This is a genomic window from Pseudomonas sp. BF-R-24 (genome assembly GCF_019947335.1).
GTDB classification, from domain to species: domain Bacteria; phylum Pseudomonadota; class Gammaproteobacteria; order Pseudomonadales; family Pseudomonadaceae; genus Aquipseudomonas; species Aquipseudomonas jessenii.
Map to the genome: position 1 here is coordinate 1 of NZ_JAGYGG010000041.1, position 16,495 is coordinate 16,495.

18 protein-coding genes and 1 riboswitch are annotated in these 16,495 nt (G+C 61.3%); of the genes, 7 read left to right on the plus strand and 11 right to left on the minus strand.

All coding sequences use genetic code 11. The features are described 5' to 3' along the window. From KGA98_RS24070 to cobO, 4 genes are all read right to left on the minus strand, one after another. The coding region (locus KGA98_RS24070; protein WP_223504139.1) for a CobD/CbiB family cobalamin biosynthesis protein at nucleotides 1–690 on the minus strand (690 nt) is incomplete at its 3' end. After that, nucleotides 687–1,337, minus strand: coding sequence for a 5,6-dimethylbenzimidazole synthase (gene bluB / locus KGA98_RS24075; protein WP_090453914.1), 651 nt, complete (start codon nucleotides 1,335–1,337; stop codon nucleotides 687–689). The genes bluB and KGA98_RS24070, both read right to left, overlap by 4 nt. Then, nucleotides 1,334–2,716: a cobyrinate a,c-diamide synthase gene (locus tag KGA98_RS24080; protein ID WP_218542806.1), complete on the minus strand. Its 1,383-nt coding sequence runs from the start codon at nucleotides 2,714–2,716 to the stop codon at nucleotides 1,334–1,336. Before KGA98_RS24080 ends, bluB begins: the two co-directional genes overlap by 4 nt. Next, nucleotides 2,713–3,324: a cob(I)yrinic acid a,c-diamide adenosyltransferase gene (gene cobO / locus KGA98_RS24085; protein WP_057715808.1), complete on the minus strand. Its 612-nt coding sequence runs from the start codon at nucleotides 3,322–3,324 to the stop codon at nucleotides 2,713–2,715. Before cobO ends, KGA98_RS24080 begins: the two co-directional genes overlap by 4 nt. An 81-nt stretch (nucleotides 3,325–3,405) precedes the next feature. Then, nucleotides 3,406–3,640: riboswitch (cobalamin riboswitch) on the minus strand. A gap of 153 nt (nucleotides 3,641–3,793) precedes the next feature. On the opposite strand from cobO, the gene KGA98_RS24090 reads away from it, so the two are divergent. Next, nucleotides 3,794–4,378, plus strand: coding sequence for a hypothetical protein (locus KGA98_RS24090; RefSeq protein WP_154909976.1), 585 nt, complete (start codon nucleotides 3,794–3,796; stop codon nucleotides 4,376–4,378). 65 nt (nucleotides 4,379–4,443) lie between these two features. After that, entirely contained in the window at nucleotides 4,444–5,757 is a 1,314-nt protein-coding gene (locus KGA98_RS24095; RefSeq protein ID WP_218542804.1) for a PQQ-dependent sugar dehydrogenase, read from the plus strand. A 126-nt stretch (nucleotides 5,758–5,883) separates the two neighbouring features. Here the strand turns inward: KGA98_RS24095 and KGA98_RS24100 are convergent, their stop codons facing one another. From KGA98_RS24100 to KGA98_RS24125, 6 genes are all read right to left on the minus strand, one after another. Beyond that, entirely contained in the window at nucleotides 5,884–6,537 is a 654-nt protein-coding gene (locus tag KGA98_RS24100; protein WP_218542802.1) for an O-methyltransferase, read from the minus strand. A gap of 18 nt (nucleotides 6,538–6,555) precedes the next feature. Then, entirely contained in the window at nucleotides 6,556–7,092 is a 537-nt protein-coding gene (locus tag KGA98_RS24105; RefSeq protein WP_057715812.1) for a C40 family peptidase, read from the minus strand. A 165-nt stretch (nucleotides 7,093–7,257) separates the two neighbouring features. Then, the gene (locus KGA98_RS24110; RefSeq protein ID WP_057715813.1) at nucleotides 7,258–7,890 is read right to left on the minus strand and encodes a C40 family peptidase; all 633 of its coding nucleotides are present in this window, start codon (nucleotides 7,888–7,890) and stop codon (nucleotides 7,258–7,260) included. Nucleotides 7,891–8,112: 222 nt separating this feature from the next. Next, on the minus strand, nucleotides 8,113–8,817 hold the full coding sequence (gene hda, locus KGA98_RS24115) for a DnaA regulatory inactivator Hda (protein WP_007984552.1): 705 nt from the start codon (nucleotides 8,815–8,817) through the stop codon (nucleotides 8,113–8,115). A gap of 230 nt (nucleotides 8,818–9,047) precedes the next feature. Beyond that, complete coding sequence (locus KGA98_RS24120) at nucleotides 9,048–10,121, minus strand: AI-2E family transporter (RefSeq protein WP_154909972.1); 1,074 nt, start codon at nucleotides 10,119–10,121, stop codon at nucleotides 9,048–9,050. A 36-nt stretch (nucleotides 10,122–10,157) separates the two neighbouring features. Beyond that, nucleotides 10,158–11,216, minus strand: a complete 1,059-nt coding sequence (locus tag KGA98_RS24125) for a DUF2066 domain-containing protein (RefSeq protein WP_218542799.1) — start codon at nucleotides 11,214–11,216, stop codon at nucleotides 10,158–10,160. Between the two features lie 383 nt (nucleotides 11,217–11,599). Between KGA98_RS24125 and purM the strand changes: the two genes are divergently transcribed. From purM to KGA98_RS24150, 5 genes are all read left to right on the plus strand, one after another. Continuing rightward, nucleotides 11,600–12,658, plus strand: a complete 1,059-nt coding sequence (gene purM, locus KGA98_RS24130) for a phosphoribosylformylglycinamidine cyclo-ligase (protein WP_090457782.1) — start codon at nucleotides 11,600–11,602, stop codon at nucleotides 12,656–12,658. Beyond that, entirely contained in the window at nucleotides 12,658–13,308 is a 651-nt protein-coding gene (gene purN / locus KGA98_RS24135) for a phosphoribosylglycinamide formyltransferase (RefSeq protein WP_102671757.1), read from the plus strand. Before purM ends, purN begins: the two co-directional genes overlap by 1 nt. An 8-nt stretch (nucleotides 13,309–13,316) precedes the next feature. Further along, nucleotides 13,317–14,030 (plus strand): DUF3108 domain-containing protein, encoded by a 714-nt coding sequence (locus KGA98_RS24140; protein WP_057715817.1) that lies wholly within the window; start codon nucleotides 13,317–13,319, stop codon nucleotides 14,028–14,030. Nucleotides 14,031–14,231: 201 nt separating this feature from the next. After that, the gene (locus KGA98_RS24145; protein ID WP_057715818.1) at nucleotides 14,232–14,648 is read left to right on the plus strand and encodes an OsmC family protein; all 417 of its coding nucleotides are present in this window, start codon (nucleotides 14,232–14,234) and stop codon (nucleotides 14,646–14,648) included. A 62-nt stretch (nucleotides 14,649–14,710) separates the two neighbouring features. Continuing rightward, a complete protein-coding gene (locus KGA98_RS24150; RefSeq protein ID WP_057715819.1) occupies nucleotides 14,711–15,571 on the plus strand; it encodes a pirin family protein in 861 nt (286 codons plus the stop codon). A gap of 132 nt (nucleotides 15,572–15,703) precedes the next feature. Here KGA98_RS24150 and KGA98_RS24155 read toward each other — a convergent pair whose 3' ends face one another. Beyond that, nucleotides 15,704–16,432 (minus strand): dienelactone hydrolase family protein, encoded by a 729-nt coding sequence (locus KGA98_RS24155; protein ID WP_150814884.1) that lies wholly within the window; start codon nucleotides 16,430–16,432, stop codon nucleotides 15,704–15,706. Nucleotides 16,433–16,495: the final 63 nt, after the last annotated feature.

Here is a 16,495-nt window from a genome sequence, read left to right on the forward strand (position 1 = left end):
ATCCCAGGTCGGGGCCTGGGTGCGCCAGCATTTCAATGCCAGCCGGGTTTTGCCCAGCAGCGCGTATGTCAGTGCCACCAGGCGCGCAGGAATGTAATTGAGTACGTCGTCGACCTTCGCCGCCGCCCAGCCGAACCGTTCGAAGCGCTCATTGCGATAACCCCACATCGCATCCAGCGTATTGCTCAGGCGGTAGAGCACCACGCCCGGCGCGCCCGCCACGGCAAACCAGAACAACGCCGCGAACACCGCATCGCTGCCGTTTTCCAGCACCGACTCGGTAGCGGCACGGGCGACTTCGGTTTCATCCAGTTCGCTGGTCTGGCGACTGACCAGATAGCCCACCCGCGTGCGCGCCGCTTCCAGGTCATTACTGCGCAGGGCCTTGGCCACAGGCGTGACGTGCTCACCGAGGCTGCGCATGCCGAGGGCGCAATAGAGCGCGAGAATCTCGACGATCCAGCCGACATAAGGCGCCCAGGAGAATGCCGTGGCCAGCAGCGTCAGTGGCAACACGGCAATCACCCACGCGGTGACGCCATGGCTGCGCCAGCCGCGACCGCCGCCGTTGAAACGTTGCTCGATGCGCTCGGCAAAACGGCCGAACGCCACCAGCGGATGCCAGCGTTTGGGTTCACCCAGCAGCGCATCCAGCGCAACCGCGGCGACACTCAACAACGCCACACTCATTGACTCACTCCCCAATAATTTTCATACAGCAATTCATGTAGCGGACGCGCCTGCGCCCAGCCTTCGAGCACCAGCATCGGTGCCGGATAGAACTCTTTGACCGGCCCCAGGCACAGCACGGCCAACGGCTTGGCACCCGGCGGCAACCTCAACAGGTCCGCCAGTGCCTGTGGTTCGAACAGCGACACCCACCCCATGCCCAGCCCTTCGGCACGGGACGCCAGCCACAGGTTCTGGATCGCGCAGGACAACGAAGCCATGTCCATTTCCGGCAGCGTGCGGCGGCCGAAGATATGCTGCTCGCGGTCGTCCATCAGTGCGGCGACCAGCACCTCGGCGCAATCGTTGATGCCTTCCACCTTGAGCTTCATGAACTCATCGCTGCGCTCGCCAAGGGCTTCGGCGGTGCGAATGCGTTCTTCTTCTACCAGGGCCTGGATTTGCCCGCGCAAGGCGCGATCGCTGATGCGAATGAAGCGCCAGGGCTGCATCAGGCCGACACTGGGTGCCTGATGCGCGGCTTCGAGCAGGCGACGGAGCAATTCGGGCTCGACGGTGCCGCCGCTGAAGTGGCGCATGTCGCGGCGCTCGGCAATGGCGCGGTACACCGCCGCGCGCTCGGCTTCGGAGAATGCGTTGTCGCTCATGGCCGCTTCGCGAGCAAGCCCGCTCCCACATTTGAAACGCAATCCCCTGTGGGAGCGGGCTTGCTCGCGAAGGCGGCTTCAAGGTCAGGCGCAAACAGCGCGGCAATCGCCGAGGGGTTCGACGGAAAATAAAAGTGCACGTAAGAGGCAGTCATCCGCCCCTCACGGTAGACCGCCTCCGCTCCGCGCCCGCCGTTAGGGCTCAAGCCACGGGCAATCGGCGCCAGTTCAGTGGTGGTCAGCGAATGGTGATAGGTGTGCCCACGCAGCGAGCCTTCCGGCAGTTCCACCGCTTGCAAAGCCAGCGCTGCCAGGCGCTTTTGCATGACCGCATCACCGGCCAGCAAGCCAACCAGTTCGGCGCGAGTGCCTTCGACATCGGTCAGGGAGTCGAGCAGATACAGCATGCCGCCACACTCGGCGAGCAACGGTTTGCCTGCCTGGTGGTGGGCGCGGATCGCATCGAGCATCGCGGTGTTTTGCGCCAGCGCAACATGGTGCAGTTCCGGGTAGCCGCCCGGCAGATACAGGCTGTCCGCCTGCGGCAACACACGGTCGCGGATCGGCGAGAAGAATGACAACTCGGCGCCCATCGCCCGCAGCAGATCCAGGCTCGCGCCATAGGTGAACGCAAAGGCTTCATCGCGGGCGACGGCAATGCGTACACCGGCCAGCAGCGGTTCGGCCGCGATGACATCAGGGGCGGCGAATTCGACTGCCGGTGGCAGCGCGACCTCGCAACTGCTGGCCAGGGCATCGGCTGCCGCGTCGAGGCGCAGGTCGAGATCGTTCAACTCACTGGCCTGCACCAGCCCCAGGTGCCGGCTCGGCAGTTCGATCCCGGTTTCCCGGGACAGCGCGCCGTACCAGCGCAAACCCTCAGTCAGGCTACCTTCGAGCAGTTGCGCGTGGCGCTGCGTGCCGACACGATTGGCCAGCACGCCGGCAAACGGCAAGTCCGGCTGATAACGCGCCAGCCCCAGGGCCAATGCGCCAAAGGTCTGGGCCATGGCGGTGCCATCGATCACCCCCAGCACCGGCACACCGAAATGCCGCGCCAAATCAGCGCTCGACGGCGTACCGTCGAACAACCCCATGACGCCTTCGATCAGGATCAGGTCGGCTTCAGCGGCGGCTTCCCACAGCAACCGGCGACTCTCCTGCTCGCCGACCATCCACATGTCCAGCTGATACACCGGCGCACCGCTGGCGCGCTCGAGGATCATCGGATCGAGAAAGTCGGGCCCGCACTTGAACACTCGGACCTTGCGCCCCTGATTGCGATGCAATCGGGCCAGTGCCGCGGTGACGGTGGTCTTGCCCTGGCCAGAGGCCGGCGCGGCAATCAGTACCGCCGGACAGTGCCGAGGCTGACTCACAATTCGACGCCTTTCTGCGCTTTGATCCCGGCTTGAAAGGCGTGCTTGATCACGCCCATTTCGGTGACGGTGTCAGCCATCTCGATCATCTCCGGCTTGGCGGCACGACCGGTGACCACCACGTGTTGCATCGGCGGTCGGGCCTGCAAGTCGCTGAGCACCTGATCGAGATCGAGGTAGCCGTGCTTGAGGGCGATGTTCAGCTCATCGAGCACCACCAGACCGATGGACGGATCGCGCAGCAGTTGCTGCGACACCGCCCAGGCCGCTTCGGCGGCGGCGATGTCGCGCTGGCGGTCCTGGGTTTCCCAGGTAAAGCCCTCGCCCATCACATGAAAACGCACCTGCTCGGGAAAGCGCCGGAAGAACAACTCCTCCCCCGTACTGTTGCGGCCCTTGATGAACTGCACCACGCCGCATTGCATGCCGTGCCCCATGGCGCGGGCAAGCATGCCGAAGGCCGAACTGCTCTTGCCCTTGCCGTTGCCGGTCAGCACCAGCAGCAGGCCACACTCGTTCGGGGAATTGGCGATGCGCTCGTCGATCACGGCTTTTTTGCGCTGCATGCGCGCCAGATGGCGTTCGTCACGATCGGGGGTATCAGTCATGGGGGAGCTCTCCGTTGAGGCAGGAATAACGGCGGGCAGGCACAAGAATAGAAGGCAACAAGCCTGGCATCGCCCACCGTGATGCCGCTGGATGAATCAGGCCGGTCTCCGGGCTCATGAGTGGCCGCGGGGCCAGACCGTGCGCCTTCCCGCATCAAATCGACACAGTGGCATCACACACAGTTTTCACTCATTTACCGTTGCGGGGGCAGCGCCGGAATTGCAGGCCTTCGACCAACAGAAGGACTCACTCACCGGCTTCCCTGTTTCACTCTGTCGACCCAAGCCACAGAGCACCTGAAACAAGCCGCGAAGGTTAGAGGGTTGGGGGTGGAGCGTCAATTAAAGCCGGGAGGCCATCGACCGAATAACTGCCATCAATCAATAAACTGACGTCAATCTTGTGCCACGCCCTCAGCAGTGATATCAAAGAGCCACAACCTCACAACACAACAACAAGGGTGAGCCCATGCAAGGCATGATCATCAGCAATCCAAAGCTGGAATTCCTGCGCCCGGTGCTCGAACACTGGTTCGAATGCATCGACCGTTATAACGCCGTCCGCGGTGATGGCGACACACCGTACTGGCACGACGAAAAGGCCAATCTCGGACTACTGTCTGCCGCCGCCTGGATGGCCGAGATGGTCACACTGCAACAGACGCCCACCCGCAAGCAGACCGAAGAAGGCGAACGCAACAGCCGCGCCGACCTGCTCCTGGCCTCGCCCGAAACCCGCGCCTACATCCAGACCAGCCAGCGCTGGCCACGGGTCAACGGCCTCAATCTGACCCAGGCCCTGCTCGACATCGCCAGCGATGCCAAGCGCCTGAGCCACGCCAGCGACCTGAAACTCGGCTGCCTGTTCGTCGCCCCGCAAAAAGCCCAGCAGGGCGCCACACCGGAAGAGCTCCAGGACATGGTCGACGACCTGCAAAAGGAACACAGCTGCGCTGTCGCCTGGTATTTCCCTTATGCCTACCGCAAGTTGCGCAACGAAGCCGGCAACTATCACCCCGGCATAGCAGTGCTGTTCAAGGAGGCACGTGGCTAAGGGTTGAACCATCGGACGACAACGCGCCTCTATGATTAGAACAAGGCACTCATAGGGAAGACCGTATGCGCACGCCCCCGCTCGTTCTCGTTATCGCGTTCTGCGGAGGGCTCGCCGCTTGTGGCGGGACCGCCCGCCTGCAAGTCTCAGACGGCACCGGTCCTTCGCCTCAACTGCCAGAACCCGACAAAACCCTGATCCCGACCGTGAACATCGCCCCGGCCATCGGCTGGCCGCAGGGTGCGAAGCCCATCGCCGCCAATGGCACCCAAGTGGCCGCTTTTGCCGAAGACCTGGATCACCCGCGCTGGCTTTATGTACTGCCCAATGGCGATGTGCTGGTCGCGGAAACCAGTGCCCCCCCCAAACCCGAAGACGGCAAAGGCATTCGCGGCTGGGTCATGAAGAAATTCATGGGGCGTGCCGGAGCCAGGGTGCCCAGCGCCAACCGCATCACTTTGCTGCGCGACAAGGACCACGATGGGGTCGCGGAAACCCGCACGGTGTTTCTGCAAAACCTCAACTCGCCCTTCGGCATGACCCTGGTCGGCAATGACCTGTATGTGGCCGACACTGATCGGCTGCTGCGCTTTCACTATGAAAGTGGCGATACGCAGATCAAGTCACCGCCGGCAAAAGTGGTCGACCTGCCGGGCGGCCTGCTGAATCACCACTGGACCAAAAACGTCATCGCCAGCAAGGACGGCAGCAAGCTGTACGTCACCGTAGGTTCCAACAGCAACGTTGCGGAACACGGCATGGACAAGGAAGAAGGTCGCGCGGCGATCTGGGAAGTGGATCGCGCCACCGGCCAGCAGCGGATCTTTGCGTCCGGCCTGCGCAACCCCAACGGTATGGCCTGGGAACCGCACAGTGGCGCGCTGTGGACCGCGGTCAACGAACGGGATGAAATCGGCAGCGACCTGGTACCCGACTACATCACCTCGGTGAAAGACGGCGCATTCTATGGCTGGCCGTACAGTTACTTCGGCCAGCATGTCGATATTCGCGTCGAGCCGCAAAACCCGGACCTGGTGGCCAAGGCTATCGCCCCGGACTACGCGGTCGGGCCGCACACGGCGTCACTGGGCCTGACCTTCGCTGAAAACAGCAAACTGCCGCCGCCCTTCACCCAAGGGGCATTCATCGGGCAGCACGGCTCCTGGAACCGCAAGCCGCACAGCGGCTACAAAGTGATTTTCGTGCCCTTCCGCGCCGGCAAGCCGGTCGGGAATCCGGTTGATGTGCTCAGCGGGTTTCTCAATGGCAAGGAAGAAGCCATGGGCCGCCCGGTGGGCGTGGCGATCGACCGACAGGGTGACCTGTTGGTGGCCGATGATGTGGGGAACAAGGTGTGGCGGGTGTCGGCAGCAAAATAAATTCCAACTGCCAACATATTCCCCTGTGGGAGCGGGCTTGCTCGCGAAGGCGGTGTATCAGTCAACAGATGTGGCGTCTGACATTGCGCATTCGCGAGCAAGCCCGCTCCCACAGGGTTCAGGGGTCTAGCGTTTGCGACAGAGTGTGAGCCCATCACCCAACGGCAACAACGACAGATCCACCCGCGCATCGTCCTTCAACGCCCGGTTGAGCGCCTGGATCGCCCGGGTGTCCGCGCTCTCGGGACTGGTCTCGAGCACGCGCCCGCTCCATAGCGTGTTATCGAACACCGCCAGCCCGCCGACCCGCAGCAATCGCAGGGCGTGCTCCAGATAAGCCGGGTAGTTGGCCTTGTCGGCATCGATGAAAACCAGATCGAACTGGCCTGGCTGGTCCAGCTTGCCGAGGGTTTCCAGCGCAGGCGCCAGGCGCAGATCGATGCGTCCGGCCAGCCCGGCTTCCTGCCAGTAACGCAGGGCCGTGGCGTTGTAGTCACCGGGAATGTCACAGCAAATCAGCGAGCCACCAGCGGGCAATGCCGCCGCCATGCACAGTGCGCTGTAACCAGTAAAGGTGCCGACTTCGAGCAAACGCCTGGCCCCTGTCAGTTTCACCAGCAAAGCAAGAAACTGCCCCTGTTCAGGCGCCACCTGCCAGCGTGCCATCGGCATCGCCTGGGTCTCATCGCGCAAGCGCTTGAGCAGAGGCGTTTCGCGCAGGGAAACATCGAGCAGGTATTGGTACAGGGCGTCGTCGAGATTGAGCGTGCGAGCAGTCATGACCACCAGCTCCGGAGATTACGGATTGCGCGCCAAATGTTCAGGCTGCAGAACACGCTTGGCGCTCAGGTAAGCTTTTTGCCAATACGCCTTGGACAGACTGTCGAGCTTCACAGTGCCGCCAGTGGCCGGCGCATGGACGAAACGCCCCTCTCCCACATAGATGCCAGCATGACTGACCTGGGAACCGCCATTGGTGGCAAAGAAAAGCAGGTCGCCGGTCTGCAAGCCGTCCTTGCCCACATTCGCCGCTTGCATGGAGATCATCTCGCGCGTGGTACGCGGCAAGGCAATACCGGCGACATCGCGGTACACATAAGCGATCAGGCCGCTGCAATCAAATCCGGAATCCGGCGTATTGCCACCCCAGCGATAAGGCGTGCCCACCAGACCGAGCGCGCGAAACAGCACGTCTTCCGCTTCGGGCGAAAAAGCTTGTGAGGAACCAAATACGATGGGAGCGCGAACCACCGGCGCAGGAGGCGGTGTGCGGCTGGCGCAGGCACTGAGCAGCGCTGCGAAGAACATGATTGCGAGGCGGGCCGACGTCGTCATAAGCAGAACATCCTGATCTGGCTGCGGCTTTTTCTGCGGGGAGCGCAGAAAAGAAAACCGCCTGCGTGGGACGCAGGCGGTTTGCCATCATTTGTAGATCAAGATTCTAGCGGCTACACGACAAACTTCAAGTAAGACTTTAAGTTCGCCTTACAAATTGTCCGCTTATTTGCGTGCAGTGACGATTGGCGACGCGTTAGGTGCCATTGCCAGGGCGCGCTTGGCTTCGATGAAGGTCTTGCTCCAGTAGCTGTCACCCAGGCTATCGATGCGCACACCGCCGCTGCGGCGGCTGCTGGAGTGGATGAACTGGTTGTCACCCAGGTAGATCCCGGCGTGACTGACGCGACCACGACGACCGTTGGTTGCGAAGAACAGCAGGTCGCCCGGTTCAAGCTTGCTGCGCGAGACCAGCGGAGCGTCCACGTTGATCATTTCGCGGGTGGAGCGTGGCAGGTTCATGCCCGCTTCTTCGCGGAACAGGTAACCGATGAAACCACTGCAATCGAAGCCGGCTTCAGAAGTACCGCCGAAACGGTAGCGGGTACCGATCAGGGACATGCCACGTTCGAGGATGCTGTCGGCCAGGACCGGAAGCTGGTAGGACTTGCCGCCAGCGAAGTCTGCGAGTTCTTTTTCGGTAGCCAGTTCTTCCTGGAAGAGAGCGGAAGACTGGGCGGTAGCCGAGTTTTGAACCTGCTGTTGCGGAGCCTGCTGGGCCACTGGAGTGTGGGCAGCGCAACCGAACAACAGGGTAACGAGTGCGAGAGGCACGAGGGGTGCGAAGCGATTTAGCATGGGCACGACCGTGGCTGAAAGTTGTAAAGAAGCCGAGACTATGCCCGCTATCAACCTCATTTGCAAATTCAATCGATCTTTTTGTGACTTATCCGTTTCTCGTTTACATCTAAGCGCTTAAGCCCATTTTAAACACACACGCGGCCTGCAACCTTGCAGGAAAGCGGGATTTCTGGCGCCTGAAATATGCCGAAACGGCTAAACGCCCCGGTTTCAGCGGGTTTACCAGCCGAGGGTTTCTTTCAAAAACGGGATTGTCAGCTTGCGCTGAGCCTGGAGGGAGGCCTGGTCGAGGCGCTCGAGCAACTCGAACAGCGCACTCATGCTGCGGGTACCGCGAGTCAGAATGAAATGCCCGACTTCATCGGTCAGATGCAGACCGCGACGGGAGGCGCGCAATTGCAGGGCACGCAGTTTGTCCTCATCGGACAGCGGACGCATCTGGAAGATCAAGGCCAGGGTCAGGCGGGATTTGAGATCCGCCAGCTTCACCGGCAGCTCCCGAGGGGATGTCGACGCGGCAATCAGCAAGCGCCGACCGCTGTCGCGCAAGCGATTGAACAGATGAAACAGCGCCTCTTCCCAATCTGCTCGTCCGGCGACCACCTGCAAATCATCCAGGCAGACCAGCTCGTACTGTTCGAGGTTGTCGAGGATTTCAATGCCGCGATCGAGCAGCTCGGCCAACGGCAGATACACCGCCGGCTCGCCCAATTGCTCGAAGCGCAGGCAGGCGGCCTGCAACAGGTGCGTACGCCCTACCCCGTCCTTGCCCCAAAGGTAAATCAGGCTTTCGGTCCAGCCGGCGTCGGCTTCGCACAGCCGCTCGACATAGCCGAGTGCAGCGGCATTGGCGCCTGGGTAGTAGTTGATAAAGGTGGCGTCGTCACGCAGACGCACACCTAGGGGCAGCTGAATCGGTTTCATGCTGACTGAACAGTTCCAAAGGAACCGTTAGTGGCCTCTGTGTAAAGTTTGCGAAGTTTATACCCGTGAAGCGGACCGCACAATGCGACAGACCACAAGCAAAATCAAAGGTTTGCGTTAATGCATTGGTTTTGTGACAGATTCTTTGGCGGTGCATGTGACAGCCGGGCGACGCCAGCAGGCTGATCCGGTACGAACCCGGGCAGCCCGCCATCGGCTATCGACGGCCCTTACACCTGCGGCTCGTCGGCTCTCCCGTAGATTTCAGAATCCTTATACAAATCATGCACATGGCGCACCAGCACCATGATCACCGCGGCGACCGGCAATGCCAGCAACACGCCGGTAAAGCCAAACAGCTCACCACCGGCCAGGATCGAGAAAATCACCGCCACCGGGTGCAGACCAATCCGGTCACCGACCAGCAACGGCGTCAGCACCATACCCTCCAGCGCCTGGCCGACCATGAACACCGCGACAATGCCGAGCATTGGATAAAGATCACCACCGAACTGGAACAGCCCCGCAAGCAGCGCCGCGCCAATCCCGATGATAAACCCCATGTACGGCACGATCGCCGCCAGACCGGCAATCAGGCCAATCAGCAGACCCAGTTCCAACCCGACCAGCATCAGGCCGGCTGCATAGATCACACCCAAGGCCACCATCACCAGCAACTGTCCGCGCACAAACGCTCCGAGCACTTCATGGCATTCACCCGCCAGCGACACCGCGCGCGCTTCACGATCACGGGGCAGCAGGCTGCGGACCTTGGCCATCATCAGGTCCCAATCCCGCAACAGGTAGAAGCTCACCACCGGAATCAACACCAGGTTCGCCAGCCAGCCGATCAACGCCAGTCCCGAGGCCGTGGCATGGCTCAGCACCACGCCGACAACATCAGTGGTCTGACTCATATGCTCGCTGATGGCGGCCTTGAGCTTGTCGAACTTCCAGAAACCGTCCGACAGGCCGAACTTCGATTGCGCCCAGGGCAACGCAGTGTGCTGCAGCCAGTCGAGCATTTGCGGGGCCAGCTCATACAAACGAAACAACTGCCTGGCGAGCAAGGGCACCAACACCAACAGCAGCGCGGTGAAGATCAATGTAAACAGGGTAAACACCGCCACGACACCCCAGGTTCTGGACAGGCCTGCCTTCTCCAGCCGATCCACCAGCGGGTCGAACAGGTAGGCCAACAGCAGCGCCACCAGGAACGGCGTCAGGATCGGATGCAACAACCAGACAAACACACACAGCAGGACCACCCCGCCGAGCCAGAACCAACGCCGCGTATCGGCCATGAACCACTCCATTGCTTCTATATAAAGAAAGAAAAACTACCAGCGAAAACGTAGCTGCGGGATCGGGGCCGGCGCGGCGGGTGGCACCGGGCTGCCGGTGGTTGGTTGAACGGGCGCTACCGGGGCCGGGACCGGGGCCTGACCCGCCGGCGCCTCCTGCAGTCTGGCCAGCGACAGTTGCGCACGCAACTGATCGACGCTGCCATTGACCCGATAAAGAATCCGGTCACCGTCGACACTGCGCACACGCCCGCCAAACGGTTCCAGCAATCGTCCGAGCGACGCGTAGCGCTCAAGATTCATGCCTTGCACTTCCAGCAATTGCTCGCTCGAAGCACCCGGCCTGGCGACAAACCGCGGCGCCAGGCGCTCGTTGACGGCCAGCATCACCGCATCGGCCACGGCGGCCTGATCGGCGCCCTGCACACTGCCGGCCTCTTTTTTATCCCCCAGCCACAATTGCCACTTGGCTTGCCATTGCCCACCCTCTTCCCTGGCGTGTACCGCAAGCAGGGCGTCGGCATTGTAGCGTTCCGATGCCGCATGCAAAGGTGCGGGATCTGCGCCCTCCAGATTCGGCGCGGTTGCGACGATCTGTTCGTTCAGGTCCGCCAATGGCAAGCGCAATGGCAAGCCCCGATGCTGGGCAGCCCGACGCAGCGGCGCCGCGCTGGCCTGGCCGTCGCCCACCAGGCTTGAACCCTCGGTGGAATCATTCAACCACCAGCCGAGGATCGACGGCCGATTGGCCCCCCACATGGCCAGGCCGGCGCGGCGCAAGGCCTGCTCGGTGGTACCCGGATCGAAATCGACCTTCAGGACTTCCGGGGGCCCGGCCTCAAAGCCATATTGGCTGATGATCTGTTGCGGGTCTTTGCGAATCGCTGCCAACCCCGGACTTTGAGCGGCCTTGGGGTCGCCGGTCAGGCGCAATACCAATGTGTCCAACGCCCGCTGAGTCGCCTGGTCGCGCTCCTCGGGCGACTGGCCATTCACCGGTTCGCGTACCAGGTAAAGGCCTTTGACGGTTTCGGCTTGACTGACCAGGCTGACCACTGACAAACAACTCACAAGCAAGAATTTACAGAAACGCATGGAGGATTCCTGACGACAAGAGCGGCTGGAACAGACCGCATGAAGACAATCGAGCAAGACTGTGACCGTTGCCCGACGCAAAACATTCACACGTTCCGGGTAAGTTTTCGCACTGTCATAACGATAGACGGTTAATGCGATACCTTATACAGCCATGCAGGATGCCACCGACACCGCGCATTAACGGTTTTTTTGAACGGATATGGCCCTGCTGTCGGCCTGAGGATGGCCGCTGCGGCTCAAGCCTGATAAAATCGCGCGCCTTCGCAGACCGGCAACAGCCGGGCACCCTGAAATTCGTGCATGGCCCTCGCCTTCGCCTGTTTCGGCGGTCCCGATGGACTCGGTCGTTACCCAGAAATCCCCCCCTAAAGGCCTGGATCATGAGCAAGCAACCCTCCCTGAGCTACAAGGACGCCGGTGTAGACATCGACGCCGGTGAAGCATTGGTCGAACGCATCAAGAGCGTCGCCAAGCGCACTGCGCGCCCGGAAGTCATGGGCGGCCTGGGCGGTTTCGGCGCCCTCTGCGAAATCCCGGCCGGCTACAAGCAGCCTGTGCTGGTTTCCGGTACTGACGGCGTCGGCACCAAGCTGCGCCTGGCACTGAATCTGAACAAGCACGACAGCATCGGCATCGACCTGGTTGCCATGTGCGTCAACGACCTGGTGGTGTGCGGCGCCGAGCCGCTGTTCTTCCTCGACTACTATGCAACCGGCAAACTGAACGTCGACACCGCTGCCCAGGTTGTGACCGGCATCGGCGCTGGCTGCGAACTGTCGGGCTGCTCGCTGGTTGGCGGCGAAACCGCTGAAATGCCGGGCATGTACGAAGGTGAAGACTACGACCTGGCCGGTTTCTGCGTCGGCGTCGTGGAAAAATCCGAAATCATCGACGGTTCCAAGGTTGCTGCCGGCGATGCCCTGCTCGCCCTGCCGTCTTCCGGCCCGCACTCCAACGGCTACTCGCTGATCCGCAAGATCATCGAAGTATCCGGCGCCGACATCGAGAACATCCAGCTCGACGGCAAGCCGCTGACCGACCTGCTGATGGCCCCGACCCGTATCTACGTGAAGCCGCTGCTCAAGCTGATCAAGGAAACCGGCGCTGTCAAAGCCATGGCCCACATCACTGGCGGCGGTCTGCTGGACAACATCCCGCGCGTTCTGCCAAAAGGCGCTCAAGCCGTGGTTGACGTGGCAAGCTGGAACCGCCCGGCAGTGTTCGACTGGCTGCAAGAGAAAGGCAACGTTGACGAGAACGAAATGCACCGCGTGCTGAACTGCGGCGTGGGCATGGTCATCTGCGTGGCTCAGGAGCACGTTGAAGCCGCCCTGAACGTTCTGCGCGAAGCGGGCGAGCAGCCTTGGGTCATCGGCCAGATCTCCACCGCTGCCGAAGGCGCAGCTCAGGTTGAACTGAAGAACCTCAAGGCTCACTGATGCCTAAGACCTGTGATGTCGTGGTGCTGTTGTCCGGCACCGGCAGTAACTTGCAGGCCCTGATCGACAGCACGCGGACCGGCGACAGCCCGGTCCGCATCGCTGCGGTGATTTCCAACCGCGCCGACGCCTACGGCCTGCAACGCGCCAGGGACGCGGGTATCGACACCCGCGCCCTGGATCACAAGGCTTTCGAAGGTCGCGAGGCCTTCGACGCCGCGCTGATCGAACTGATCGACGCCTTCAATCCCAAACTCGTGGTACTCGCCGGATTCATGCGCATTCTCAGCGCTGGTTTCGTACGCCACTATCAGGGTCGCCTGCTCAATATCCATCCCTCGCTGCTACCCAAATACAAAGGGTTACACACCCATGAGCGCGCGCTGGAGGCTGGCGACACCGAGCACGGCTGCTCCGTGCACTTCGTCACCGAGGAACTCGATGGCGGACCACTGGTCGTACAAGCTGTAATACCGGTAGAGTTACAGGATTCGCCGCAGAGTCTGGCGCAGCGGGTCCATGTTCAGGAACACCTGATCTACCCGATGGCCGTACGCTGGTTTGCCGAAGGTCGTCTGGCCCTCGGCGAGCAAGGTGCTTTACTGGATGGACAGTTACTCGCGGCCAGCGGCCACTTGATTCGAAACTAGGAGATTTTATGCGTCGCGCCCTGCTCTTCGCTTGCGCTCTGCTCGCCTTGCCCTTCGCCCAGGCGGCAGACCTTCAACCTTTCTCCGCCAGCTACACCGCCGACTGGAAACAGCTGCCCATGAGTGGCACTGCCGAGCGCAGCCTGACCAAGGAAGCCAACGGCGTCTGGAAGCTCAGCTTCAAGGCTTCGATGATGATCGCCAGCCTGTCCGAAGAAAGCACCCTGACCGTGGACAAGGACACCTTGCTGCCCCAGTCCTACCACTTCGAGCGTGGCGGCCTGGGCAAAGCCAAGAAAGCCGACCTGGATTTCGACTGGGCCGCGAAAAAGGTCACCGGCACCGATCGTGGTGACGCGGTCGATATTCCGCTGAACCGCGGCATGGTCGACAAATCCACCTATCAACTGGCGCTGCAACATGACGTGGCTGCCGGCAAAAAGAGCATGAGCTATCAGGTTGTCGATGATGGCGAAGTCGATACCTATGACTTCCGTGTGCTGGGCTCGGAAAAAGTCGACACCAAGGCTGGCCAGATCGATGCGATCAAGGTCGAGCGCGTACGCGATCCGACGCAAAGCAAGCGCATCACCGTGCTGTGGTTCGCCAAGGATTGGGACTACCTGCTGGTCCGCCTGCAACAGGTCGAAACCGACGGCAAGGAATACAACATCATGCTCCTGGACGGCACGGTCAACGGCAAGCCAGTCAAAGGCAGCTGATCCGGATCGAGACCAGTAGGAGCGAGCTTGCTCGCGATGGACTTTAACGATGACTCGCCCTGGCGGATACACGCAGTGCCAGTGAGATCATCGCAAGCAAGCTCGCTCCTACAGATTGGAACACCCGACAAACGCGATGGCTCTACACCTTCAAGGTCCTTTTTGATCGAATGAGTTTTCCTGTCGCCTGCGAGGTTTGCCATGACTGTTACCGTCAATACCGTTTCTGCCGAAGGTTTGCGCCACAGCGTCCAGATCGATGACCACGAACTCTTCGCCGACGCGCCCGCCACGGCTGGCGGAGAGGGCTCGGCGCCGGAGCCACACGATTATTTCGATGCCGCGCTGGGTGCCTGCAAAGCCCTGACCCTGAAGCTGTATGCCAGGAAGAAAGACATCCCGCTGACCGGTGTCGGCGTCGAGGTCAAGCGCGACAACAGCCTGGAACAGAAAGGCCAGTACGCGCTGCACGTCAAACTGACCCTCAAGGGCGTACTCACCGACGCCCAGCGCGATGAACTGCACCGCGTGGCCGATCGCTGCCCGATCCACAAGCTGATGACCACGTCTGAAGTCAGCATCGAAACGCATTTGTCCGAAGGCGCGTTCAGCCAATAGCGGCAAGGGTTGCCCAAGCGGGTTATGCTCGAACGCATTACCCGCTCAGCCTGGAACGCACCATGAACACTCCGCTCGTGATCCGCCCCCGCACCGAAGATGTCGAGGGCCAGCCGATTCTCCGCCCGCTGCCATCGGCCAAGTGCCGCAGCGTCGGGCCATTCGTGTTTTTCGACCACATGCTGGAAACCCGTTATCCACCGGGCAAAGGCATGAACATTCGCCAGCATCCACACATTGGCCTGTCCACCCTCACCTACTTGTTCCAGGGGCAGATCCAGCACAAGGACAGCCTTGGTTCCGATCAAGTGGTCGGGACTGGCGACGTCAGCTGGATGACGGCCGGCAGCGCCATCGCCCACGTCGAACGCACGCCCGAGGCCCTGAAGGAAAGCGGCTTCACGATGCACGGCTTGCAGATCTGGCTGGCTTCGCCCAAGGATAAAGAACAAGGTCCGGGGCATTACAGCCACCATCCAGCGTCCACATTGCCGGTCAGCGAAAACCTGGGGGTGAAGATTCGCATGATTGCCGGGTCAGGCTTTTGCCTGGAATCGCCAGTGCCAGTGCTTTCTCCTACGCTGTACGCGGAACTGCACCTGCAAACGGCGACGACATTGCTGATTCCCACGGAGCATGAAGAACGTGCGCTGTATGTGTTGAGTGGCGAAGTGCAACTCGATGGCGAGCCAATAGAGCCGTACTCGCTGGTGGTACTGCCTGCGGGGGAAGAGATGACACTGTTTGCCGAAAGCGACAGTCACGCCGTGTTGTTCGGCGGTGCTCCGCTGGACGGGCCACGGCGGATCAACTGGAATTTTGTCGCGAGCGATCCGGCGGCGATTGATGAAGCGCGCCGGCGTTGGGCGGCCGGGGATTGGCCGACGGTGCCCGGGGAAGTTGAGAGGATCGAACTGCCCTGAGATTTTAGTTACCTGTGGAACCGCCTTCGCGAGCAAGCCCGCTCCCACATTGGAACGCGGTTAAATGTGGGAGCGGGCTTGCTCGCGAAGAGGCCGGTTCAGGCTCTGACAAAGTCGGTGTCAGGCAACAGATCAGCCCTTGAACACTTCATCCAGCAGATTGTGCATCGACGTGAACGCCCGGGCGGCCACCTTGGCGTCATACATCATCATGCCCGGCACATTGGCGTGCGGGTCGGTGAACGAGTGGAACGCACCGCCGTAGCTCAGCAACTGCCAGTCCACACCTGCCGCGTTCATTTCGTCTTCGAACGCCGGCAACTGCTCCTTCGGCACCAATGGATCGGATGCGCCATGCAGCACCAGGACCTTACCCTTGATGTTTTTCGCATCAGCCGGATTCGGTGTGTCCAGCGTGCCGTGGAACGACACCGCGACCTTCACCGGCGCGCCGGTACGGGCAAACTCCAGGGCGCAGCAACCGCCGAAGCAGAAACCGAAAGTGGCCAGTTTCGAAGTATCGACAGCCACTTCACCCTGGCTTTGCAGCTGTTCGAACGCCACCTGCATGCGCTTGCGCAGCAATGGGCGATCATTCTTCAACGGCATCATGGCCGCGCCGGCCTCGTCATTGTTCGTCGGTCGAACCGATTGGCCGTAAAGGTCTGCAATCAACACCACATAACCCTTGGCAGCCACCGACTTGGCGATCTCCTCGGCACCGGCGCTGACGCCCATCCAGTTCGGCGCCATCAATAAACCCGGGCGCGGGCCTTTATGGTCGGCATCGAAGGCCAGACGGCTTTCGTAAGCCTGGCCGTCAATCTGATAGGCAACGGAACGTACAGTGATTTGGCTCATTTCTGACTCCTGATGTTTTAGCACCGAAATGAAAAAACCCGCCGAAGCGGGTTTTTCTACAAC